The organism is Aeromonas bestiarum, from assembly GCF_000819745.1.
GTDB classification, from domain to species: Bacteria; Pseudomonadota; Gammaproteobacteria; order Enterobacterales; family Aeromonadaceae; genus Aeromonas; species Aeromonas bestiarum.
The window spans coordinates 52,111-75,289 of record NZ_CDDA01000041.1 but is presented as its reverse complement, the minus strand read 5'-3'; the positions used below and the strand labels follow the sequence as shown (position 1 = coordinate 75,289).

The following is a 23,179-nucleotide window of genomic DNA, read 5'->3' as shown; positions in this document are numbered from 1 at the left end:
GGGACCAGACTGACGATGCCCTGTGATGGCTATATCCCCTTTAACCATGCGCCTTGAACTGATTGCTCATGGGGTCGTAGTGATAGCCTATCTGCAATAAACGGGTCGCGAGCTGATCCTCCGTCATGTCGTAATAGGCCAATAACTCCTCCAGACCATCGCACTCCAGCCGCAGCTTCTCATTGATGATCCCGAGCAGGATATTGGCATCCAGTCGTTGCAAGGTGCTGACGTCCATCCTCATCTCTCCTCTTCACAAACCGACTGTATAACCATGAGCGCCTGCTCCCACTTTGTCCATAGCCTAAAAAACACCCACACCCAGATACAAATAAATATCAATTAAAATCAATGGGATGAATATAAACCCTGCCGATTAGATCACATTTTTGACCATAAATGGCTTGTCACTGGTGTGAGTTACAACTACTGTATACACATACAGCATGGTTATTCATACAGGACGAACATATGAGCCAGCCCATGAGTCATCCCCCTTTCGCCGCCTCTGTCAGCATGAGCAATCCCTGGCCTACCCGGCATCAGGGCAAGGTGGAAGATGAACGCCTCATCACATCTGCCAGCCAGGAACCGCCGCTGCTCGACGAGCTGGTGAGACTGAGCCACGGCGACACGGGCTGGATCCTGCTGATTGCCCCGCCTGGCCTGCCGGTGGCCAAACAGCTGCAGGCACAGGGGATCAATCCCGATCGGGTGCTGGTGGTACACAGCCCCAAGATCAAGAACTGGCAGCGAATGCTGGAGCAGAGTCTGGGCAATGGCCACTGTGCGGCCGTCCTGACCTGGCTGCCTGAGCAGATCTCGCTGGATCGCGCCAAGCTGAGCAAGCTGGGGCAACGCTTCGGGGTGCTGACTCGCTTCTTCGAACCGGCAGGGACTGCCCTCCCCGTTCACAACGGCGCATTGGCCTATGGCGGACAGGATATCTACCTCAACCATTGATGCCGGCGAGAGGATGAAACCGTGCAAAGGCTGGGTCGTACGAACAGTCGTAGGCACAGACCAAGACACCAACAGAGGTGACAGGACGGAAAATGCCCAGGTGAGCGAGGTTCAGCAGGACGACCCAGCCCATGAACCGGTCGCCAATCCGGCCTGCCACTCATAGAAAAAGGCGACCCTGGGGTCGCCTTTTTGCGCAGTACCTATTGTTGAACTCAACCTGCGAGTTGGGCCACTCAGGAGAGCTTGCCATCGAGCTCGGCAATCTTGGCCGACCAGTAGGCCGGGCCTGTCTCATGTATGTTGTTGCCCTGCGAGTCCACCGCCACTGTCACCGGCATGTCTTCCACCTCGAACTCATAGATGGCTTCCATGCCCAGATCGGCAAAGGCCACCACACGCGCCTTCTTGATCGCCTTGGCCACCAGATAGGCGGCGCCACCGACGGCCATCAGATAGACGGCCTGGTGCTGCTTGATGCTCTCGACCGTCTTGGGGCCACGCTCGGATTTGCCGATCATGCCGATGAGGCCGGTTTCACCCAGCATCATGTCGGTGAACTTGTCCATCCGGGTGGAGGTGGTGGGACCGGCCGGGCCGACCACTTCGTCACGCACCGCATCGACCGGGCCGACGTAATAGATGAAGCGGTTGGTGAAATCGACCCCTTCCGGCAAGCCTTCCCCCTTCTTGAGCATGTCGGCGATGCGCTTGTGGGCGGCGTCGCGACCGGTGAGGATCTTGCCGGAGAGCAGTACAGTATCGCCGCTCTTCCAGCTGGCGAGCTCGGCCTTGGTGATGCCGTCGACATTGACGCGACGCACGTTGGCCCCCGCTTCGCGGGTGATCTCCGGCCAATCGGCCAGTTTCGGCGGGGTCAGCTCGGCCGGGCCCGAGCCATCCAGTTCGAAGTGGACATGGCGGGTGGCGGCGCAGTTGGGGATCATCACCACCGGCTTGGAGGCGGCATGGGTCGGGGCGCTCTTGACCTTCACGTCCAGCACGGTAGTGAGGCCGCCCAGGCCCTGAGCGCCAATCCCGAGCTTGTTGACCTTGTCATAGAGCTCGACCCGCAGCTTCTCTTCGGTGGTCTCGGGACCACGAGCGATCAGCTCCTGAATGTCGATATGCTCCATCAGGGCTTCCTTGGCCAGCACGGCCGCCTTCTCGGCGGTGCCGCCGATGCCAATCCCCAGCATGCCGGGCGGGCACCAGCCGGCGCCCATGGTCGGCACGGTTTTCAGCACCCACTCGACCACATCATCGGAGGGGTTGAGCATCACCATCTTGGATTTGTTCTCGGAGCCGCCGCCCTTCGCCGCTATGCTCACTTCCACCTTGTTGCCGGGGATCATGTCGATGTGCACGACAGCAGGGGCGTTATCCTTGGTGTTCTTGCGGCTGCCGGCCGGGTCGGCCAGTACCGAGGCGCGCAGCGGGTTGTCCGGATTGGTGTAAGCGCGGCGAGTGCCCTCGTCCACCATCTCCTGCACCGTCATGTCGCTGTCCCACTGAACCTGCATGCCGATCTTGACGAAACAGGTGACGATACCCGTATCCTGACACAGGGGGCGATGGCCTTCGGCGGACATGCGGGAGTTGATCAGGATCTGGGCCAGGGCATCCTTGGCGGCCGGGTTGATCTCGCGGTCATAGGCGGCCTTGGCGGCATGGACGAAATCGAGGGGGTGATAGTAGGAGATGTACTGCAGGGCGTCGGCGACGGAATCGATAAAATCCTGTTTTTTAATGATGCTCATATCATCCTCACTGGTCCTTGTCTTCGCCGTGACGGCAGAGCAAGGGCTTCCATATGAGCCGTGCTTCGGTGTTGTGATGCCAGGCGAGGTGCCTGCAGATCCGATAGACAACGGCGTGTTTTTTCTAAAAATTCCGGCGCCTATGATACGCTTGCCCCCCCGTACCGGCTAGGGAGCAGGGTGCAAACTGTTGCCTGTGTAACAAAAAATGAAACCAACTCTTCATATCCACCATTTTGATCACCAGACGGCGCTGCATGCGCTGTTTGCCCGCCTGCATCATCAGCCCTGGGCCATGTTGCTGGAGTCGGCCGGCCCTCAAGGGGCGGACAACCGGTTTGACATCATCACAGCCGACCCGCTGGCGACCCTGCAGACCGAGGGGCCCTTGACCTGGATAGCCCAGGGTGAACAGCGCCAGTCATTTGATGCCGATCCCCTGACCCTGCTGGCACAACGGCAGCGCGAACTGCTGGGTGAGCTGGCGCCACACAGCGACGCGCTGCCTTTTATTGGCGGCGCCCTCGGGCTGTTTGGCTATGATCTGGGCCGCCGCTTCGAACGGCTGCCGGTGCAGGCTGAGCGGGATGTGTCCGTGCCAGACATGGCGGTGGGCATTTATGACTGGGCGCTGCTGCGAGAGGTGGCGAGCGGCGCCTGGCAGCTGGTGCACTGGGGTGACGAGGCCGGCCTCCATCGCCGGCTGCAGTGGCTGGCCGCGCAGCACGAGCTGCCAGCGCCGCCATTTGCCCTGCAAGGGGAGTGGCGCAGCAACATGAGCCGCGCCGAATATGGCGAGAAATTTGCGCGGGTACAGGCTTACCTGAGTGCCGGGGACTGTTACCAGATCAACCTGACCCAGCGCTTCAGCGCCGCCTACCGCGGTGATGAATGGCAGGCTTATCAGGCGTTGTCCCGCGCCAACCGGGCCCCCTTCTCGGCCTTTATCCGGCTGCCCCGGAGCGCCATCCTGAGCCTCTCCCCCGAGCGGTTCCTGCTGCTCGATGACCGCCATATCGAAACCAAGCCCATCAAGGGCACCCGTCCACGGCTTGCCGATCCGGAGCAAGATCAGGCCAGCGCCCTCGAACTGGCTGGCGCCGACAAGGACAGATCGGAAAATCTGATGATAGTGGACCTGCTGCGCAACGATATCGGCAGGGTGAGCCGGCCAGGTTCAGTCCATGTGCCCAGCCTGTTCGCGGTGGAGTCATTCCCGGCGGTGCACCATCTGGTCTCCACCATACACGGCGAACTGGACAGCCGCTGGCAGGCGGTGGATCTGCTGCGCGCCTGTTTCCCGGGCGGTTCCATCACGGGAGCCCCCAAGATCAGGGCGATGGAGATCATAGAGGAGCTGGAGCCCCAGCGACGCAACGCCTACTGCGGCAGCATCGGCTACCTGAGCCAGCATGGCCGGATGGACACCAGCATCTGCATCCGCACCCTGATAGCGGCGGATGGCCAGCTGCACTGCTGGGCCGGTGGCGGCGTCATCGCCGACTCCGAGGTGGACAGCGAGTATCAGGAGACCTATGACAAGGTGGCCCGCATACTGCCGCTGCTGGATGCGCTGCGCTGAGCGCCTGACGAATGGACAGATGGATCGCCACGCGAGAGACTCAAGGGCAGATCCAAGAGAAGAGTTGAGAGACATAGCCCAGATGGACCGCACCGAACTGCTGACCCGCTTCTTGCTGCAACGCCCCGCCCCTGCCCATCGGCTGACGGTGGCAGGGCTCAAGCCCGCCGCCGTCTTGCTGCCGCTGGTCGAGCGGGCCGACGGCCTGCAACTGCTGCTGACCCGTCGCAGCCCGCACCTGCGCCATCATGCGGGCCAGATAAGCTTCCCCGGGGGCAGGCAGGATCCCGACGACCGGGATCTGATCCACACTGCGCTGCGGGAAACCCAGGAAGAGCTCGGCATCGCGCCCGCCCAGATCGAGATCATAGGCACCCTCAGCCCCCTCAATACCGTCTCCCAATACGAGGTGCTGCCGGTACTGGGACTGGTGGCCGCCGATTATCAGCTCACCCTGAGCCGGGATGAGGTGGCGCAGGCCTTCGAAGTGCCGCTCAATCACCTGCTGGATCCGCACCACCATATCGCCCTGACCATTCCCAGAGCCGATCACCGCCACACCATCTACTGGATACCCTGGCAGGACCACTTTATCTGGGGGGCGACCGCCAGCATGATCCGCCAACTGTCTCGCCAGATTTCGATATAACATTTCGTCAACAGATTACTGTGCAACATTTGCTCGTTAACACTAAAATAACGAAGCGATTTATAAAAAATAATTGATTAATTCTTCCTTCGATCACATTTCCGCAAAAGAGTGCGGGTCTGGCCCTCATTAAGATGAATTTCATCAACATTTTTGATTAAAAAAACCGTATCCTTGCGCCGACTAATTAAAACCACACATTCGGGGTGAGATACATGACTAATACTGTCACCGGCGCACAGGACGTTGCGACCTCACAGGAGCAAGGAACCCGCTCCATCCAATCTCGTGGTTGGACCAAACAAGACACCAGTTGGGTGATCAGCCTGTTCGGCACCGCCGTCGGCGCTGGCATACTGTTCCTGCCCATCAACGCCGGCATGGGTGGCTTCTGGCCACTGGTGGTGATGGCGCTGCTGGTCGGCCCCATGACCTACCTGGCTCACCGCGGCCTGGCCCGGTTCGTACTCTCCTCCAGCAAGCCCAATGCCGACATCACGGAAGTGGTGGAAGAGCACTTCGGGGTGGGTGCCGGTAAATTAATCACCCTGCTCTACTTCTTTGCCATCTATCCCATAGTGCTGATCTACGGTGTCGGTATCACCAACACGGTCGAAAGCTTCATGGTCAATCAGTTGCAGATGACGGCACCACCGCGCTGGATCCTCTCCATAGTGCTGATCATGGGCATGATGTCGGTGATGCTGGCCGGCGAGAAGCTGATGCTGAAGGTCACCGAGTTCCTGGTCTACCCGCTCATCGCCATCCTGGTGGGGATCTCCTTCTACCTGATCCCGGACTGGACCGGCGCCGCCCTCTCCCAGGTGCCCTCTGCCAAGGATTTCGCCACCACCCTGTGGCTGACCATCCCGGTACTGGTGTTCTCCTTCAACCACAGCCCGGCCATCTCCAGCTTCTCCCTGGCCCAGCGCCGTGATCATGGCGAGCATGCGGTCGAAAAATCCGACGCCATTCTCAAGCGCACCGCCACCATACTGCTGGGCTTCGTGATGTTCTTCGTCTTCTCCTGCGTCATGAGCCTGACCCCGGCCCAGCTGGCAGAAGCCAAGTCCCAGAACATAGCCGTGCTCTCCTACCTGGCGAACCAGCATGCCAGCCCCATCATCTCCTACTTCGGCCCGCTGGTTGCGTTCGTGGCCATCGTCTCCTCCTTCTTCGGTCACTACCTGGGTGCCCGTGAAGGCCTGAAAGGCATGATAGTGCAGAACCTGCGCAAGTCAGGCAAAGAGCCGAACCACAAGAAGGTCGAGATATTCATCATCGCCTTCTTCATCCTGACCCTGTGGGGCACGGCGGTAGCCAACCCCTCCATCCTCGGCATGATTGAATCTCTGGGTGGCCCCATCATAGCCACCATCCTCTTCATCATGCCGATGTACGCCATCAAGCGCGTGCCGGCCATGGCGAAATATCAGGGCCACATCAGCAACGCCTTCGTCGCCCTGATGGGCACGATCGCCATCTCAGCCATCCTCTACCAGATGGTCGGCTAATCGCCAGAAGCTGACGACAAGGCCGATGCCTGCCGCAAGTGCCCGCCCATGATGGCGGGCATTTTTATGGCGTCTCCCAGCCCAAGTCGGTGACCTGACCATGGCCGCCAGTTTGAGCACCCTATCCCAGGCTGGCGTGTTGTTCGCAACCTCAGAGCCGGTCTCGGCAAGGCAGGCGGATAACATGATCCCACCCATCCCCATGATTTTCCTCAGATAAACCTCGCGCCGCCCGTATGGCTTACGTCCATGGGTCTCTTGCCATGTCACGGCCGCACGCTTGCAAACCGTTGATGTGGCTGACCGCACTGACCTGACGTTGCGGCCTTGCAGATAGACAAGCAACCACCATGGCTGGGCTTGCTTGCACGCGGCTCTCCTTTATTCGGCCGTGGCAAACCGGCATAAAAAACGCCCTCGAATGAGGGCGTTGTCCATGGAGCCATGAAGCTGGCTATCAGGCTTCGGTATTGGGCACCGGCGAGGCATCCAGCAGGGTTTCATCCTCGGCCATGCAGGCCGCGGCGGTAAACAGCACGTCGGTGGAGCTGTTGAGGGCCGTTTCGGCGGAGTCCTGCAACACCCCTATGATGAAGCCCACGGCCACCACCTGCATGGCGATGTCGTTGCTGATGCCGAACAGGCTGCATGCCAGCGGGATCAGCAGCAGGGAGCCGCCGGCCACGCCGGATGCGCCACAGGCGCTGATGGTGGCGACCACGGAGAGCAGAATGGCGGTGGCCAGATCCACTTCCATCCCTAGGGTGTGTACCGCCGCCATGGAGAGCACTGTGATGGTGATGGCGGCACCGGCCATGTTGATGGTGGCACCCAGCGGGATGGAGACCGCATAGGTGTCTTCCGGCAGACGCAGTTTTTCACACAGTGTCATGTTGACCGGGATGTTGGCGGCGGAGCTGCGGGTGAAGAAGGCGGTCACGCCGCTCTCTTTCAGGCAGGTCAGCACCAGCGGATAGGGGTTGCGCTTGATCTTCCAGAACACAATCAGCGGGTTGACCACGAAGGCGATGAACAGCATGCAGCCGATCAGTACCATCAGCAGGTGGGCATAGCCAAACAGCGCATCGAAGCCGGTCTCGGCCAGGGTGGAGGCAACCAGGCCCAGAATGCCGAGGGGGGCGCAGCGGATCACCGCCTTGACGATGGTGGAGACACCGTGGGAGAGATCGGTGATCATCGCCTTGGTGCTGTCATTGGCGTGGCGCATGGCGATGCCAAGACCGATGGCCCAGGCCAGGATACCTATGTAGTTCGCATCCATCAGCGCCTTCACCGGGTTGGTCACCACGTTGAACAGCAGGGTCTGCAGCACCTCAGTGATGCCGCCCGGCGGGGTGATCTCGGCGCTGCTTGCCACCAGATGCAGGTTGGAGGGGAACAGGAAGCTGGCCACGACGGCGACCGCAGCAGCCAGGAAGGTGCCCAGCAGATAGAGCAGCAGGATCGGCTTCATGTTGCTCTTCTGGCCCTGCTTGTGGCCGATGATCGCCGCCATCACCAGTACAAAGACCAGCAGTGGAGCAACCGCCTTCAAGGCACCGACGAACAGGCTGCCAAGCAGACCCGCCGTTTTGGCCCATTCCGGCATGAACATGGCAAGCAGGATACCGAGTACCAGACCGACCAGGATCTGGCTAACCAGACTGGTGCTGTTGACCAGTCGCATGAGGGGGTGTTGTTGTGTCATCAAATAGTCCCTGAGCACCTAAGTGCGTGAATCATTAGTCCTGTTGGCAACCGCTACGCCAGGCGACACCCATGTCACAGGATGGCGTCATCTGCCCCGGCAAGCCTTCTGTTGAGCCTGTCCGGAAACACACGGGATTGCGGACAAGGAATATCCCATCTGCAATCGCTTTTTTCCACATAATCACTGAAAAATATCCGGTTAACCTCACAAAAAATCCACAACAATGCGATAACACAATATCAACAGCGCCCAATTGGATGCTGTTTTCCCCCGGATAGCCGTCCAGACACTCACTGGCGGTGGTATCATGCCGGTTTTGTACTGGAGTCCTGCCATGATCTCGTCCCTGTTGACCCGCCACTTCGGCTTCGACCAGTTAAGGCCCGGTCAGGAGGCGGTGATCAGCCGGTTGCTGGCAGGCCAGAGCGCCGCCGCCATCTTCCCCACCGGCTCCGGCAAGTCTCTCTGTTACCAGCTGCCCGCCCTTGCCCTGCCCCACCTGACCCTGGTGATCTCCCCGCTGATCGCGTTGATGCACGACCAGCTCGCCTTCTTGCGCAGCAAGGGGATAGCCGCCGCGACCCTGGATTCGAGCCAGACGCCGGAGGAGAGCCGCCGGGTGATGCAGCAGGTCAGTGACGGTCAGCTCAAGATCCTGATGATCTCGGTGGAGCGGCTCAAGAACGAGCGCTTTCGCCGCTTCATCCAGCAGGTGCCGCTGTCAATGCTGGTGGTAGATGAAGCGCACTGCATCTCGGAGTGGGGTCACAACTTTCGACCCGATTACCTCAAACTGCCGACTTACCGCCGCGAGCTGAAGATCCCCCAGGTGTTGCTGCTGACCGCGACCGCAACGCCGGCTGTCATGGCCGACATGCAGGCCAAGTTCGATATCGAAGATGAGGGGCTGATCGTCACCGGCTTCTATCGCGCCAACCTGGATCTGGCCGTCGTGCCGCTGCCCGCCGAGGCGCGCGATGGCTGGCTGCAAGCGGAAGTGCGACGGGAGCCCGGCGCCCCCACCATCGTCTATGTCACCTTGCAGCACACGGCGCAACAGTGCGCCGAGCTGCTGCAACGGGCGGGGATCAGGGCGCGTGCCTATCATGCCGGGCTCGACTCGGCCCTGCGCAGCCAGATCCAGCATGACTTCATGGCAGGCAAGGTGGATTGCATCGTGGCCACCATCGCCTTTGGCATGGGGATCGACAAGGCCGATATTCGCCGGGTCATTCACTACGATCTGCCCAAATCCATCGAGAACTACAGCCAAGAGATCGGCCGTGCCGGGCGGGATGGGCTCCCTTCCCGCTGCATAGTGCTGGCCAACCGCGCCCAGCTCCCCGTGCTGGAGAATTTCGTGTACGGGGATACGCCCGATCGCACCGCCATAGTGGCGCTGCTCGAGATCCTGCAGCAAAGCGGCAACGAGTGGGAGTTTGGTCTGCTGCGCCTCTCCAACGACACCAACATCCGTCAGTTACCGCTCAAGACGCTGCTGGTCTATCTGGAGATGGCGGGCATCATAGCGCCTGCCTACAGCTATTTCGCCGAGTATCGCTTCAAGTTCGTGCAGGACAAGGCCGAGATCCTCGCCCGTTTCAATCCGGATCGCCGCCAGTTCCTGGAGCAGCTGTTTGCCTGCGCCCCGCAGGCGCGCAGCTGGTGCACCATGGACTTCGATGCACTCTGGCAAGGCTATCAGGGGGAGCGGCAGCGAGCGGCGGCGGCACTGGATTATCTGCAACAGCAGGGCTGGATCGAGCTGGAAAGCAAGCAGATGACGGATGTCTATCGGATCCTGCGCAAGGGGGTGGACATAGATGTTCTGGCCGATGAGCTGTATACCCTGTTCGAGAAGAAGGAGTTGAGTGAACTGGCCCGGTTGCAGGCATTGCTGGCTTTCTTTACATCGGCTCGCTGCCTGAGCCATGAACTGGCCCGCTACTTTGCCGATGAGCAGGCGCCAAGCCAGTGCGGGCACTGCTCAGTCTGCCGTGGCGAGGTCGCCGTCCTGCCACCACTACCTAGCCTCACCCTGCCCAACGAAAGCGGGTTGCGCGCCTGGTGCGATCCCCTGATCGCCTTGTGCCACAGCCGCCATCCTCGCATTCTGACCCGTTTTCTGTGCGGCATCGCCACGCCACTGACCACCCGGGTCAAGGCAAAAAGCCTGGCGGGCTTTGGTCAGCTGGCCATGCATCCGTTTGCCGACGTGCTGGCGGCCGTGTCACGGATCTACCCTGCCCATAACGACTGATCATCTCTGTGCATGTTCACACTGCGCTGAAAAAATAAGACCCTCGCTTTTGCGAGGGTCAAGCCAACGGAAACGTGCTTAAACAGAGCTTTGTATCCAGCAGCCAACCACTCTCTTGCTAAAGCGCTGACTGCCTGACACAGGGCCAATCTAGAGCAGCCGCAATGTAGCGTCAATGTAAAAATTAGAGCCAAAGCACCAAACAGACTGCATTACGCTGACGTAAACGTAATGCATTTCCCTCTTGCCACTCCCCCTCCCCTTGCCCTGTCTAGGCTGCAGCCAGATGACCCGATAAATTCGATCTTCTTTCCATTTTCTGGCAAACATTTATTTTTTATGTCTTTGACATTTACCTCACTATCGTGGCAAAAATAATTTAACAGTCAGTAACATAGGTGTGTCACTGATTGCGCCTTCCCGCATCAGGATCGGGAAGTACCCTTGCAAATTTAAACCAATAGATGGTGATGGATTACTGGGGGCTGTTGACTAGGCTTAATGAGGTAAACAGAACAAAAGTAGTGATCCACTCTTTTCAGGGTAAGCGACTATAACGAGGGCAAAGTTATGGGCATCTTCGAGCATTATCAACAGCGATACGAGAAAGCCAGGGAAGAGGAGTACAGCATCCAGGAGTTTCTGGATATGTGTAAGCAGGACAAAGCCTGCTATGCCTCCGCTGCCGAACGCTTGCTGGTCGCCATCGGCGAGCCGGAAATGATCGACACCTCGGTCAATCCCAGACTCAGTCGCCTTTTTTCCAACCGCGTCGTCGCACGCTATCCCGCCTTCAAAGATTTCTACGGCATGGAAGAGGCCATCGAACAGATCGTCTCCTACCTCAAGCACTCGGCTCAAGGGCTGGAAGAGAAGAAGCAGATCCTCTATCTGCTGGGGCCGGTTGGCGGCGGCAAATCCTCTCTGGCTGAAAAACTCAAGTCTCTGATGCAGAAAGTGCCTGTCTATCGCATCAAGGGCTCACCGGTCAACGATCACCCCTTCTGTCTGTTCGACATCGAAGAGGATGGTGAGCTGCTGGAAAAAGAGTACGGCATCCCGCGCCGCTACCTGCGCCCCATCATGTCACCCTGGGTGGCCAAGCGACTGCACGAGTTCGGTGGCGACATCTCCAAGTTCAAGGTAGAGAAGGTCAACCCCTCCATCCTCGATCAGATTGCCATCGCCAAGACAGAACCGGGCGATGACAACAACCAGGATATCTCCTCTCTGGTCGGCAAGGTCGACATCCGCATGCTGGAGCATTTTGCCCAGGATGATGCCGATGCCTACTCCTACTCGGGGGCGCTGTGCAAGGCGAACCAGGGGATCATGGAGTTCGTGGAGATGTTCAAGGCACCCATCAAGGTGCTGCACCCGCTGCTGACCGCGACCCAGGAGGGGAACTACAACGGCACAGAGGGGCTTTCCGCCCTTCCCTTCGACGGCATTCTGCTGGCTCACTCCAACGAATCCGAGTGGCAGCAGTTCCGCAACAACAAGAACAACGAGGCCTTCCTCGACCGTGTCTACATCGTCAAGGTGCCCTACTGCCTGCGTGTCTCGGAAGAGGTAAAGATCTACGAAAAACTGCTGATCAACAGTGAGTTGACCGACGCCAAGTGCGCGCCCGGCACTCTGGAGCTGCTGGGTCAGTTCTCCGTCCTTTCCCGACTGAAAGAGCCGGAAAACTCCAGCCTCTACTCCAAGATGCGGGTCTACGATGGCGAGAGCCTGAAAGACACGGATCCCAAGGCGAAGAGCTATCAGGAGTATCGCGACTATGCCGGTGTGGACGAGGGCATGAATGGCCTGTCGACCCGCTTTGCGTTCAAGATCCTATCCCGCGTCTTCAACTTTGACCACGCGGAAGTAGCGGCCAACCCGGTGCATCTCTTCTACGTGCTGGAGCAGCAGATTGAACGTGAGCAGTTCCCGCAGGAGTTGCATGATCGCTATCTCGAGTTCATCAAGGGCTATCTGACCCCGCGCTATGTGGAGTTCATCGGCAAGGAGATCCAGACCGCTTACCTCGAATCCTATTCGGAGTACGGCCAGAACATCTTCGATCGCTACGTCACCTACGCCGACTTCTGGATCCAGGATCAGGAGTACCGTGACCCGGAAACCGGTCAGCTGTTTGACAGGGCATCGCTCAACAGTGAGCTGGAGAAGATTGAGAAACCCGCCGGGATCAGCAATCCGAAGGATTTTCGCAACGAAATCGTCAACTTCGTGCTGCGGGCCCGAGCCAACAATGCAGGCCGTAACCCCAACTGGACCAGTTACGAGAAGCTGCGCACCGTGATCGAGAAGAAGATGTTCTCCAACACGGAAGAGCTGCTGCCGGTTATCTCCTTCAACAGCAAAACCTCGGCCGAGGAGCAGAAGAAGCACGATAACTTTGTCGAACGGATGATGGAGAAAGGCTACACCCGCAAACAGGTGCGACTGCTCTCCGAATGGTATCTCAGGGTACGCAAGTCATCCTGACCCTGCCGTGGTTCAAGGGGGAGTTATGGCGCATTTTATCGACCGCAGGCTCAACGGCAAAAACAAAAGCGCTGTCAATCGGCAGCGCTTCATCCGCCGCTACAAGAAGCAGATCAAACAAGCGGTCTCGGATGCTGTCTCCAAGCGCAGCATTCAGGACGTAGACAAGGGCGAGAGCATCAGCATCCCGACCAAGGATATCGGCGAACCCCATTTCCATCAGGGGCAAGGCGGTAAACGGGAGATGGTGCATCCCGGCAATGATCAATTCGTCTCTGGTGACAAGATTGACCGCCCCAAGGGAGGGGGTGCGGGCCAGGGCTCGGGCGAAGGCCAGGCATCCAATCAGGGGGAAGGGGCTGACGATTTCGTGTTCCAGATCTCCAAGGATGAGTATCTGGATCTGCTGTTTGAAGACCTGGAGCTGCCACGCCTGCAGAAAACTCAGCTCAACCAGCTGATGGAAGTGAAAACCTACCGAGCGGGCTACACCTCCAACGGGGTGCCCGCCAATATCAACGTGGTGCGCTCGCTGCAAAACTCATTGGCCCGGCGCATGGCGCTGCAATCGGGCAAAAAACGCCAGCTTCATGAGCTGGAAGAGCGGCTGACCCTGCTGGCGGCCGATCCCAACGAGCATTTCGCCGAAATTGCCCTGCTTGAGAAAGAGATCAGAGAACTGAAACGGCGGATCGCAGCCGTGCCCTTCATCGACACCTTCGATCTCAAATTCAACAACTTCGTCAAACGGCCCGTGCCTTCCAGCCAGGCGGTGATGTTCTGCCTGATGGACGTGTCGGGCTCCATGGATCAGGCCACCAAGGAGATGGCCAAGCGCTTCTACATCCTGCTCTATCTGTTCCTGAGCCGGACCTACAAGAACGTGGAAGTGGTCTACATTCGCCACCACACCCAGGCCAAGGAAGTGGATGAACACGAGTTTTTCTACTCTCAGGAAACGGGCGGCACCATAGTCTCCAGCGCGCTCAAGATGATGAACGACATCATCAACGAGCGTTACCCCGCCCATCAATGGAACATCTACGCGGCGCAAGCCTCGGATGGTGACAACTGGGCCGATGATTCACCGCAATGCCGGGAGATCCTGACGCGGGACATAATGCCGCGGGTGCGGTACTACTCCTACATCGAGATCACCACCCGCGCCCACCAGACCCTGTGGCACGAGTATGAGTCGGTGGCCAGCCAGTTCCCCCACTTCGCGATGGAGCACATTCGCAAGGTCGAGGATATTTATCCGGTATTCCGGGAGCTGTTCAAGAAGCAAGCGGCGTGAGGGAGGCCATATGGTAGAAACCGCAAGAAGAGTACCGCCACTGGACGATGGCCCGGACTGGAACTTCGATCTGCTGGAAACTTATCATCAGGAGATCGCCCGGGTCGCCAGGTTCTATCGACTGGATACCTACCCCAACCAGATCGAAGTGATCACGGCAGAGCAGATGATGGATGCCTACTCCAGTGTCGGCATGCCCATCGGCTACCAGCACTGGTCATTTGGCAAACGCTTCATCCACACCGAGCGCAACTACAAGCGCGGCCAGATGGGGCTGGCCTACGAGATCGTCATCAACTCGGATCCCTGCATCGCCTACCTGATGGAGGAGAACACGATGCCAATGCAGGCGTTGGTGATGGCGCACGCCTGCTATGGCCACAACTCCTTCTTCAAGAACAACTATCTGTTCAAGACCTGGACCGACGCCTCCTCCATCATCGACTACCTGCTGTTTGCCAAGAACTACATCACCGAATGCGAAGAGAAACACGGCATAGATGCGGTGGAGAAGCTGCTCGACTCCTGCCATGCGCTGATGAACTTTGGTGTAGATCGTTACAAGCGGCCACAGAAGATCTCGCTGGCGGAGGAGAAACGTCGCCAGAAGGCCCGGGAAGACTACCTGCAGACCCAGGTCAACGAACTGTGGCGCACCCTGCCCAAGCAGCACAAAGCCTTGGGGGTTGAAGACAGACGCTATCCGGCCGAGCCGCAGGAGAACATCCTCTACTTCATCGAGAAGAATGCCCCTCTGCTTGAGCCCTGGCAGCGCGAGATAGTGCGCATAGTGCGCAAGATCAGCCAGTACTTCTACCCGCAAAAACAGACTCAGGTGATGAACGAAGGCTGGGCCACCTTCTGGCACTACACCATCCTCAATCACCTGTATGACGAGGGCAAGATCAGCGATCGCTTCATGATAGAGGTGCTGCACAGCCACACCAACGTGGTGTACCAGCCCCCTTACAACAGCCGCTACTACTCGGGGATCAACCCCTACGCCCTCGGTTTCGCCATGTTCACCGATCTGCGCCGCATCTGCGAACACCCGACCGAGGAGGACAGATACTGGTTCCCCGATTACGCCGGCACCAACTGGGTGGATACCCTGCATTTCGCCATGCAGAACTTCAAGGACGAGAGCTTCATCAGTCAGTTCCTGAGTCCCAAGGTGATGCGGGAGATGAAGCTGTTCGCCATCGACGATGACGATCTGAAGAACTACCTCAAGGTCTCCGCCATCCACAACGAGGAGGGTTATCGACTGGTGCGCAATACCCTGTCGGCCCAGTACAACTTGAGCAATCTGGAGCCCAACATTCAGGTCTACAACGTGGCGGTGAAGGGCGATCGTTCGCTGACCCTGCGCTATGTGCCGCACAATCGGATCCCGCTGGGAGATTCCCGCCACGAGGTGCTCAGGCATCTGCATCAGCTATGGGGATTCGATGTGGTGCTGGAGCAGGATAACGGCGACTTGCCCGCCGACATCATAGGCCGCTGTCCGGAGAAGAAACCGGCCTGAGGCCACTTTCAGCCATAAAAAACGCGCCAGAAGGCGCGTTTTTCTTTACATCAGCAATTAGTTATCGCACAGATTGCTCGGCATGTCCTGGCGCAGACGGGTCCACAGCTTGCCGGACTCTATGCCGTACTGGCGTACCGTCATGAACACGGCTTCGTGATTCTTGGTCTCGGCCAGACCCAGCAAGGTCTTGTAATAGGCATCCGCCGTTTCACGAGCCTGCTTGTCAGAGAAGTAGTAACGTCCAACCCGACTATAGAGCCCCTTGAAGCCATTGAGGATCAGGGCGTAGATGGGGTTGCCGGAGGCAAAGGAGAGCTGGTGATGCAGACGGTAATCAAACTCCGCATACGCTTCCGGAGTGCTGTCCACCGCATTGGCACCACGCAGTATCTCGGCGGCTTGCTCAGGGTTGTTGCGGATCGCGCCACGGATGAAGATGGTGCAGATATTGGTGCGGGCCGACAACAGCTGGGCCACCAGATCCGGTACCTTGTCCTGATCCAGACGGGCCAGGGTTTCCAGGATGTTGAGACCCGAGGTCTCCCAGAAATTGTTCACCTTGGTCGGTTTGCCATGCTGGATGGTGAGCCAGCCATCGCGGGCCAGACGCTGCAGCACTTCGCGCAAGGTAGTACGAGTCACCCCGATCAGCTCGGACAGCTCGCGCTCGGCCGGCAATATGGATCCTGGAGGAAAGCGATTGTTCCAGATGGACTCGATGATGTATTCCTCGGCAAACCCTGCAGGGCTCTGCGCTTTTATGACCATGTAGTGACTCTGTTGTAGTACGCAAAAAGGCCCACGAATAATAGCAAAGCAGAGAGGGCTGGCAAGCAGAAGGTCAGTCCTCTGCTCACATAAGCAGGCTATTTTGTTAAATAAATGTATGTATTTCCACCATGGGTGCCAGCCAACCCCGCCGTCTGGCGATAAAACGGACATTCTCTTGGGCAAGGGGCACTATGTTATTTATAGTTAAAGCCATTTTTGATTAAAATCATGAGGAATCAATCTGATAAGGGACAACATCCGGATGTTCTGGTCGAGCCTGTCTTGACTGCATAGACGCAGATACCCACAACAAAACAGAGACCCATTATTATGCCAATCAGCTTAGGCCAAGCCTTTGCCAGGAACTTCCTGGGCAATGCGCCCCAGTGGTACAAGGCCGCCATTCTGCTATTTCTGCTGATCAACCCGATCGCCTTCCATCTCGACCCTTTCGCCGCCGGCTGGCTGCTGGTGGTTGAATTCATCTTCACCCTGGCCATGGCGCTCAAGTGCTATCCACTGCAACCCGGTGGCTTGCTGGCCATCGAGGCCGTGCTGATCGGCATGACCTCGGCAGAGCAGGTCAAGCATGAGCTGGTGGCCAACATAGAGGTGCTGCTGCTGCTGGTGTTCATGGTGGCCGGCATCTACTTCATGAAGCAGTTGCTGCTCTACGTGTTTACCAAGCTGCTGATCCGGATCCACTCCAAGACCCTGCTCTCCCTGGCGTTTTGCCTGGTATCGGCCTTCCTGTCTGCCTTCCTCGACGCCCTGACCGTGATTGCCGTGGTGATCAGCGTTGCGACGGGCTTCTACGCCATCTACCACAAGGTCTCCTCCGGCAAGGATTTCGGCAATCCACACGACCACACCAATGACAATTCAGTCAACGAACTCAATCGCCAGCATCTGGACGACTTCCGTGCCTTCCTGCGCAGCCTGATGATGCATGCCGCCATAGGGACGGCCCTCGGCGGTGTCTGCACCCTGGTGGGAGAGCCGCAGAACCTCATCATAGGTGAGCAGGCTGGCTGGCATTTTGGCGAGTTTGCCATCCGCATGGCACCGGTCACTGTCCCCGTATTTTTCTGTGGCCTGCTCACCTGCATTCTGGTCGAGAAGTGCCGCTGGTTTGGCTATGGCGCCCAGTTGCCGGATGCGGTGCGACGCATCATGGAAGATTACAACCGCTACGAAGAGGCCGAGCGCTCCCCACAAGACAAGGCCAAGCTGATCGTACAGGCGCTGATCGCCCTCTGGCTGATCACTGGGCTGGCCATGCACCTGGCGGCGGTGGGGCTGATCGGGTTGTCTGTCATAGTGCTGGCGACCTCACTGACCGGCATCACGGAGGAGCATTCGCTCGGCAAGGCGTTCCAGGAGGCCCTGCCCTTCACCGCCCTGCTCGCCGTCTTCTTCAGCGTGGTGGCCGTCATCATAGATCAGCAGCTATTCAAACCCGTGATCCAGTGGGTGCTGGCAGCTGAGCCGGACGATCAACTCGCCCTCTTCTATCTGGCCAACGGCCTGCTCTCCATGGTCAGCGACAACGTCTTCGTCGGCACCGTCTACATCAATGAGGTGAAGACGGCCCTGCTCAACAACGCCATCAGCCGTGAGCAGTTCGATCTGCTGGCCGTCGCCATCAACACCGGCACCAACCTGCCGTCGGTCGCCACCCCCAACGGCCAGGCCGCCTTCCTGTTCATGCTGACCTCGGCACTGGCTCCCTTGTTGCGCCTCTCCTATGGCCGCATGGTGTGGATGGCGCTGCCCTATACCCTGGTGCTGGGACTGGTGGGTTTCTTCTCGGTGGAGATGCTGCTCGGCCCGGTAACCGAGTGGTTCTATCAGGCCGGTTGGCTGGTACTCGACAAGGTCACGCCTGCGGTGCTGCCTGCGCTGCATTGATCCCATAAGGGCCCGCCTGGGCCCTTTCTTTTTAGCCCCTGCTCTGCTCTAATTCAGCCACTGTTTTTTCTGTGAGATCAACCAGATGATTGAGTTTCTGCGACGTATCGCCGCCCATCGGCTGGCATGGGGCCTGCTTGCCGCCTCTGCCCTGTTCCTCGAGTTGAGCGCCCTCTTCTTCCAGCACGTGCTGGGCCTGCATCCCTGCGTCATGTGCGTCTATGAGCGGATCGCCACGCTGGGGGTCATATCGGCAGGCCTGCTCGGCATGGTGGCACCGCAGAAGTGGTATGTGCGCTGGAGCGCCCTGCTGCTGTGGGGCTACAGTGCCTTCCGCGGCCTCCAGCTGGCGCTCAAGCATGTGGATTATCAGATGAACCCCTCCCCGTTCAACGTCTGCAGCCCCTTTGCCGACTTCCCGAGCTGGGCCCCCCTCGATCAGTGGGTCCCCTGGCTGTTCTTCCCGGATGGGGATTGCAGCGAGATCAGCTGGCAGTTCCTGAGCTTCTCCATGCCCCAGTGGCTGGTGGCCATCTTCGCCGCCTACCTGCTGGTGTTCGTGGTGGTAGCCATCGGCAACCTGGTCAAGGGCCGCTGCTGCAGCTGAGGCTGCCAATACCACATAAAAAGGGGAGCCACTGGCTCCCCTTTTCTCATGCTGATCTCTCACCCATACACGATGTGGATCAGGATGCCGCCTTGCTGGCGTTCATCCTGGCCTTCACCATGCCGATCACCATGGGCAGCAGCGAGATGCCGATGATACCGAAGATGAGCAACGTAAAGTTCTGACGCACCACAGGCAGATTGCCAAAGAAGTGACCGGCGTAGACAAACGAGAGCACCCACAACAGGCCGCCCACCAGGTTGAACACCAGGAAGCGCGGGTAGGTCATGGCGCCCATGCCCGCCACGAAGGGGGCAAAGGTACGCACGATCGGCAGGAAGCGGGTGATGATGATGGTCTTGCCACCATGCTTGGCATAGAAGGCATGAGTCTTGTCCAGATAGTCCCGACGGAAGATCTTGGAGTCCGGATTGCGGAACAGCTGCTCGCCGAAGAAGTGGCCAATGGTGTAGTTGACCACGTTGCCGAGCACGGCGGCCACGATCAGCAGCCCAGCCAGGGTATGCACGTCCAGCACGCTGCCCACGGTGAGGGCTCCGGCCGCAAACAGCAGGGAGTCACCCGGCAGGAAGGGTGTCACTACCAGCCCGGTTTCACAGAAGATGATCAGAAACAGGATGGCGTAAACCCAGACACCATAGTTTTCGAACAGCTCTTTCAAATGCACGTCAACGTGCAGGATAAAGTCGATTGCAAACAGGATCAGATCCATTTTTTCATACTCATAAAGTGAACGGCGTGGAGTCTACGCCAATGCATTCAGGGTCACAATCTCCCTATTATGCTCTTTTTAATCAGTGGAAAACGAAACCCAATCGATTCCTTTTTTTACCTGAAAAAGATAAAAAACCGGCTCCTGTTCACCCCTGATTAAGAGGGGAACTGATTCAGTTTTGTTTATCCAGCGTCAGCCTGACGTGTTCAGGCAGGCACTTCTCCCAGCCCCACAGCAACACCAGCAGCAGAGTCATATCATCGAGCCAGCCAAAGAGGGGCACCAGATCCGGGATGAGATCCACCGGGCTGATGCCATAGAGCAAAATGAGGATCACCAGCCCCTTGGCCCACCAGGGGGGTGGCCGGGTGGCGAAAGCCCAGATAGAGGCGACGCACGCGCCGCCAGATGAGCCAGCGTTTGCCCATCAACTTTCGATCAACTCGTGGCGCAGCCGCTGGATCTGGTCTCGCAACGCGGCCGCCTGTTCGAACTCCAGATCCCGCGCATGCTGGAACATCTGCTCTTCCATCCGCTTGATCTCTCTGGCGATCTCGCTGGCGGAGCGGGCATGATATTCCCCTTGCGGCTCTGCTGCCTTGCGACCGCCCCTGCCCGCCTTGCCCGCGCTGCGGCTGCCCCCCATGTCCATCACGTCCCCCACCGACTTGTTGAGCCCCTTGGGAGTGATGCCGTGTTCGAGGTTATGGGCATGCTGCAGGGCGCGGCGGCGCTCCGTCTCCTCGATGGCCACCCTCATGGAGTTGGTGATGGTATCCCCATAGAGAATGACCTTGCCGTTGAGGTTGCGGGCGGCGCGGCCAATGGTCTGGATCAGCGACCGGGTGGAGCGCAGGAAGCCCTCCTTGTCCGCATCCAGAATGGCCACCAGGGAGACCTCCGGCATGTCGAGCCCTTCGCGCAACAGGTTGATGCCCACCAGCACGTCGAACTTGCCGAGGCGCAGATCACGGATGATCTCCACCCGCTCGACGGTGTCGATGTCGGAGTGCAGATAGCGCACCCGCACGTCGTGATCGGCCAGATACTCGGTCAAGTCCTCCGACATCCGTTTGGTGAGCGTGGTCACCAGCACCCGCTCCTCCACCGCGACCCGCAGCCGGATCTCGGAGAGCAGATCGTCCACCTGGGTGGTGACAGGACGCACCTCGATTTCGGGATCGAGCAAACCGGTGGGACGCACCACCTGCTGCACCACGTCGCCACCGGACTTGTCCAGCTCGTAGGGGCCAGGGGTCGCCGAGACAAACACCGTCTGCGGCATCAGGGCCTCGAATTCATCGAACTTCAGCGGCCGGTTGTCCAGTGCCGAGGGCAAGCGGAAACCGTACTCCACCAGGGTCTCCTTGCGGGACCTGTCCCCTTTGAACATGGCGCCTATCTGCGGCACCGTCACGTGGGATTCGTCGATGATGAGCAGGCCATCCCCCGGCAGGTAGTCAAACAGAGTGGGCGGCGGCTCCCCCGGCGCCCGGCCCGAGAGATAGCGGCTGTAGTTCTCGATGCCGGAGCAGTAGCCCAGCTCCTGCATCATCTCCATGTCAAACTGGGTGCGCTGGCTGATGCGCTGCTCCTCCACCAGCTTGTTGAGCGACAACAGCTGCTCCCGGCGACTCCGCAGCTCCTCCTTGATGTGTTCGATGGCGCCCAGTATGGTCTCGCGCGGGGTGGCGTAGTGGGTCTTGGGGTAGATGGTGTAGCGCACCACCGTCTGCTCGATGGCACCGGTCAGGGGATCGAACTGGGAGAGCCGCTCCACCTCCTCGTCAAACAGCTCCACCCGCAACGCCAGCTTGTCCGATTCGGCGGGATAGATGTCGATCACCTCCCCCCGCACCCGGAAGGTGCCGCGCTGAAACGCCATGTCGTTACGGGTATATTGCAGCTCGGCGAGGCGGCGCAGTATGTCCCGCTGATTGATCACATCCCCGACTTTGAGGTGCAGCATCATGCTGAGGTAAGCCTGGGGATCCCCCAGACCATAGATGGCCGACACAGAGGCGACTATGATCACGTCCCGCCGCTCCAGCAGGGCCTTGGTGGCCGACAGCCGCATCTGTTCTATGTGATCGTTGATGGAGGCATCCTTCTCGATGAAGGTGTCCGTGGTCGGCACATAGGCTTCGGGCTGGTAGTAGTCGTAGTAGGAGACGAAATACTCCACCGAGTTGTCGGGGAAGAACTCCTTCATCTCGCCATAGAGCTGGGCCGCCAGCGTCTTGTTGGGGGCCAGTATCATGGTGGGACGGTTCAGGGTCGCGATCACGTTGGCCATGGTGAAGGTCTTGCCCGAGCCAGTCACCCCGAGCAGGGTCTGGTGGGCGAGGCCGGACTCTATGCCATCGAGCAGGCGGGCGATCGCCTCTGGCTGATCGCCCGCGGGTTCAAACTGGCTGGCCAACTGGAATAACTTGCTCATGACGACTCCCGGCAAAAAACGGCAAGGCAGAAGTGTACTCCGAGTTGGGGTGGCCTGGGTATCCACTCTCCTGCCCAAGCGGCTATTGACCTCGAAAAGCGAGCTCTGTATAGTGCCCCTCCTTGCCTGATGTTCCCCCGTAGTTCAGTCGGTAGAACGGCGGACTGTTAATCCGTATGTCACTGGTTCAAGTCCAGTCGGGGGAGCCAATTCCTCACCATCTCGGTGCAAGTTATCCACTTTAGTGCTTTCCTCTGCCAATTTTAATGCACAAGCCGCGCCCTGCGGTGACAACCTCTCATTGCTCCCTCTTCTGCCCCGACAGTGTTTTGTTCTGCCACACCTAACCATTTGATTTTTATAGAAACATTTTTTTGCCGGTATTTTTTGAACAGCCCTTGCGCCCCAGTATTGGCGCGGCCTGCAGGCTGATCACCAAGTTTCACGCACAGGGTTATCCACAGATTCTGTGGGTAAGTCAGCCAAAGCCAGTCACGGCCTAGCCTCGCAGGCCATCGCCGCCAGCGAGGGGCCATTTTCCTTGCCGCCCCCATTTTCTGCTGTTTTTGAGCGCCCCCCCGAATGGGTCAAAAGGCCAGCGATCAGATACTTTTTCCAGATATCTTTTCGCCATCCCGTACGCCATGGGTCACCCCCCATCCGGTCCCCCAATACCCGTTTCCATTGCGGTCCATCGCCCCCAGTCAGATATGCTGAAAAAACGCGAAACCTGGCCGCCAAACAGCAGGGAATAAATTTTCAAGCTGGGTGTACGGGCCGGGATCACAGATAGCAGGTATCACTCATTGACAGCGGGGCAGACAGAGGGAAATAGAGGTTATTTTCCTGCCAGCCCCGAGGTTTCCCTCGACCATGGCGGCAGCGAGACGCTTTACTGCCGATTAATCCTCCTTTGACGCTTCTTTATTGGTGAGGGATCCGGCACAATATCGG

At 58.7% G+C, this 23,179-nt stretch carries 16 protein-coding genes, 1 tRNA gene and 1 pseudogene; 11 read left to right on the top strand and 7 right to left on the bottom strand.

Features of this window, described 5'->3' with window-relative positions:
- Positions 1-40: 40 nt before the first annotated feature.
- On the bottom strand, positions 41-238 hold the full coding sequence (locus tag BN1118_RS20525; protein WP_005300391.1) for a DUF4250 domain-containing protein: 198 nt from the start codon (positions 236-238) through the stop codon (positions 41-43).
- A gap of 233 nt (positions 239-471) precedes the next feature.
- Between BN1118_RS20525 and BN1118_RS20520 the strand changes: the two genes are divergently transcribed.
- Positions 472-963 carry a cell division inhibitor SulA gene (locus tag BN1118_RS20520; RefSeq protein ID WP_043557748.1) on the top strand — a complete coding sequence of 164 codons (492 nt, stop codon included), beginning with the start codon at positions 472-474 and terminating at the stop codon, positions 961-963.
- A gap of 236 nt (positions 964-1,199) precedes the next feature.
- Here the strand turns inward: BN1118_RS20520 and BN1118_RS20515 are convergent, their stop codons facing one another.
- Complete coding sequence (locus tag BN1118_RS20515) at positions 1,200-2,723, bottom strand: fumarate hydratase (RefSeq protein ID WP_042868385.1); 1,524 nt, start codon at positions 2,721-2,723, stop codon at positions 1,200-1,202.
- Between the two features lie 295 nt (positions 2,724-3,018).
- Here BN1118_RS20515 and pabB point away from each other — a divergent pair, with 295 nt between their 5' ends.
- From pabB to BN1118_RS20500, 3 genes are all read left to right on the top strand, one after another.
- On the top strand, positions 3,019-4,305 hold the full coding sequence (gene pabB, locus BN1118_RS20510) for an aminodeoxychorismate synthase component I (RefSeq protein WP_043557793.1): 1,287 nt from the start codon (positions 3,019-3,021) through the stop codon (positions 4,303-4,305).
- Between the two features lie 82 nt (positions 4,306-4,387).
- Positions 4,388-4,954 carry a CoA pyrophosphatase gene (locus BN1118_RS20505; protein ID WP_043557792.1) on the top strand — a complete coding sequence of 189 codons (567 nt, stop codon included), beginning with the start codon at positions 4,388-4,390 and terminating at the stop codon, positions 4,952-4,954.
- A 215-nt stretch (positions 4,955-5,169) separates the two neighbouring features.
- Positions 5,170-6,468 carry a serine/threonine transporter gene (locus BN1118_RS20500; RefSeq protein WP_043557747.1) on the top strand — a complete coding sequence of 433 codons (1,299 nt, stop codon included), beginning with the start codon at positions 5,170-5,172 and terminating at the stop codon, positions 6,466-6,468.
- A gap of 457 nt (positions 6,469-6,925) precedes the next feature.
- On the opposite strand, the gene sstT is transcribed toward BN1118_RS20500, so the two are convergent.
- The gene (gene sstT / locus BN1118_RS20495) at positions 6,926-8,176 is read right to left on the bottom strand and encodes a serine/threonine transporter SstT (RefSeq protein ID WP_043557746.1); all 1,251 of its coding nucleotides are present in this window, start codon (positions 8,174-8,176) and stop codon (positions 6,926-6,928) included.
- A 337-nt stretch (positions 8,177-8,513) separates the two neighbouring features.
- Between sstT and BN1118_RS20490 the strand changes: the two genes are divergently transcribed.
- From BN1118_RS20490 to BN1118_RS20475, 4 genes are all read left to right on the top strand, one after another.
- Entirely contained in the window at positions 8,514-10,439 is a 1,926-nt protein-coding gene (locus BN1118_RS20490; protein WP_043557745.1) for a RecQ family ATP-dependent DNA helicase, read from the top strand.
- A gap of 570 nt (positions 10,440-11,009) precedes the next feature.
- Positions 11,010-12,932: a PrkA family serine protein kinase gene (locus tag BN1118_RS20485; RefSeq protein ID WP_042868375.1), complete on the top strand. Its 1,923-nt coding sequence runs from the start codon at positions 11,010-11,012 to the stop codon at positions 12,930-12,932.
- 25 nt (positions 12,933-12,957) lie between these two features.
- A complete protein-coding gene (locus BN1118_RS20480) occupies positions 12,958-14,229 on the top strand; it encodes a YeaH/YhbH family protein (RefSeq protein WP_043139099.1) in 1,272 nt (423 codons plus the stop codon).
- A 10-nt stretch (positions 14,230-14,239) separates the two neighbouring features.
- Positions 14,240-15,757 carry a SpoVR family protein gene (locus BN1118_RS20475; RefSeq protein WP_043557744.1) on the top strand — a complete coding sequence of 506 codons (1,518 nt, stop codon included), beginning with the start codon at positions 14,240-14,242 and terminating at the stop codon, positions 15,755-15,757.
- Positions 15,758-15,814: 57 nt separating this feature from the next.
- On the opposite strand, the gene fadR is transcribed toward BN1118_RS20475, so the two are convergent.
- Positions 15,815-16,528 (bottom strand): fatty acid metabolism transcriptional regulator FadR, encoded by a 714-nt coding sequence (fadR, locus tag BN1118_RS20470; RefSeq protein ID WP_042869993.1) that lies wholly within the window; start codon positions 16,526-16,528, stop codon positions 15,815-15,817.
- A 333-nt stretch (positions 16,529-16,861) separates the two neighbouring features.
- Here fadR and nhaB point away from each other — a divergent pair, with 333 nt between their 5' ends.
- A complete protein-coding gene (nhaB, locus tag BN1118_RS20465; RefSeq protein WP_043557743.1) occupies positions 16,862-18,442 on the top strand; it encodes a sodium/proton antiporter NhaB in 1,581 nt (526 codons plus the stop codon).
- 85 nt (positions 18,443-18,527) lie between these two features.
- Positions 18,528-19,049: a disulfide bond formation protein DsbB gene (dsbB, locus tag BN1118_RS20460; RefSeq protein ID WP_042869989.1), complete on the top strand. Its 522-nt coding sequence runs from the start codon at positions 18,528-18,530 to the stop codon at positions 19,047-19,049.
- Positions 19,050-19,128: 79 nt separating this feature from the next.
- Here the strand turns inward: dsbB and BN1118_RS20455 are convergent, their stop codons facing one another.
- The 3 genes and pseudogenes from BN1118_RS20455 to uvrB form a co-directional block, all read right to left on the bottom strand.
- Positions 19,129-19,782, bottom strand: coding sequence for a DedA family protein (locus BN1118_RS20455; protein WP_043138999.1), 654 nt, complete (start codon positions 19,780-19,782; stop codon positions 19,129-19,131).
- Positions 19,783-19,957: 175 nt separating this feature from the next.
- Positions 19,958-20,216: pseudogene (locus tag BN1118_RS20450) on the bottom strand (YkvA family protein).
- Entirely contained in the window at positions 20,213-22,225 is a 2,013-nt protein-coding gene (gene uvrB / locus BN1118_RS20445; RefSeq protein ID WP_043557742.1) for an excinuclease ABC subunit UvrB, read from the bottom strand. Before uvrB ends, BN1118_RS20450 begins: the two are co-directional and overlap by 4 nt.
- Before the next feature lie 133 nt (positions 22,226-22,358).
- Between uvrB and BN1118_RS20440 the strand changes: the two genes are divergently transcribed.
- A tRNA-Asn gene (locus tag BN1118_RS20440) sits at positions 22,359-22,434 on the top strand.
- Positions 22,435-23,179 lie beyond the last annotated feature (745 nt).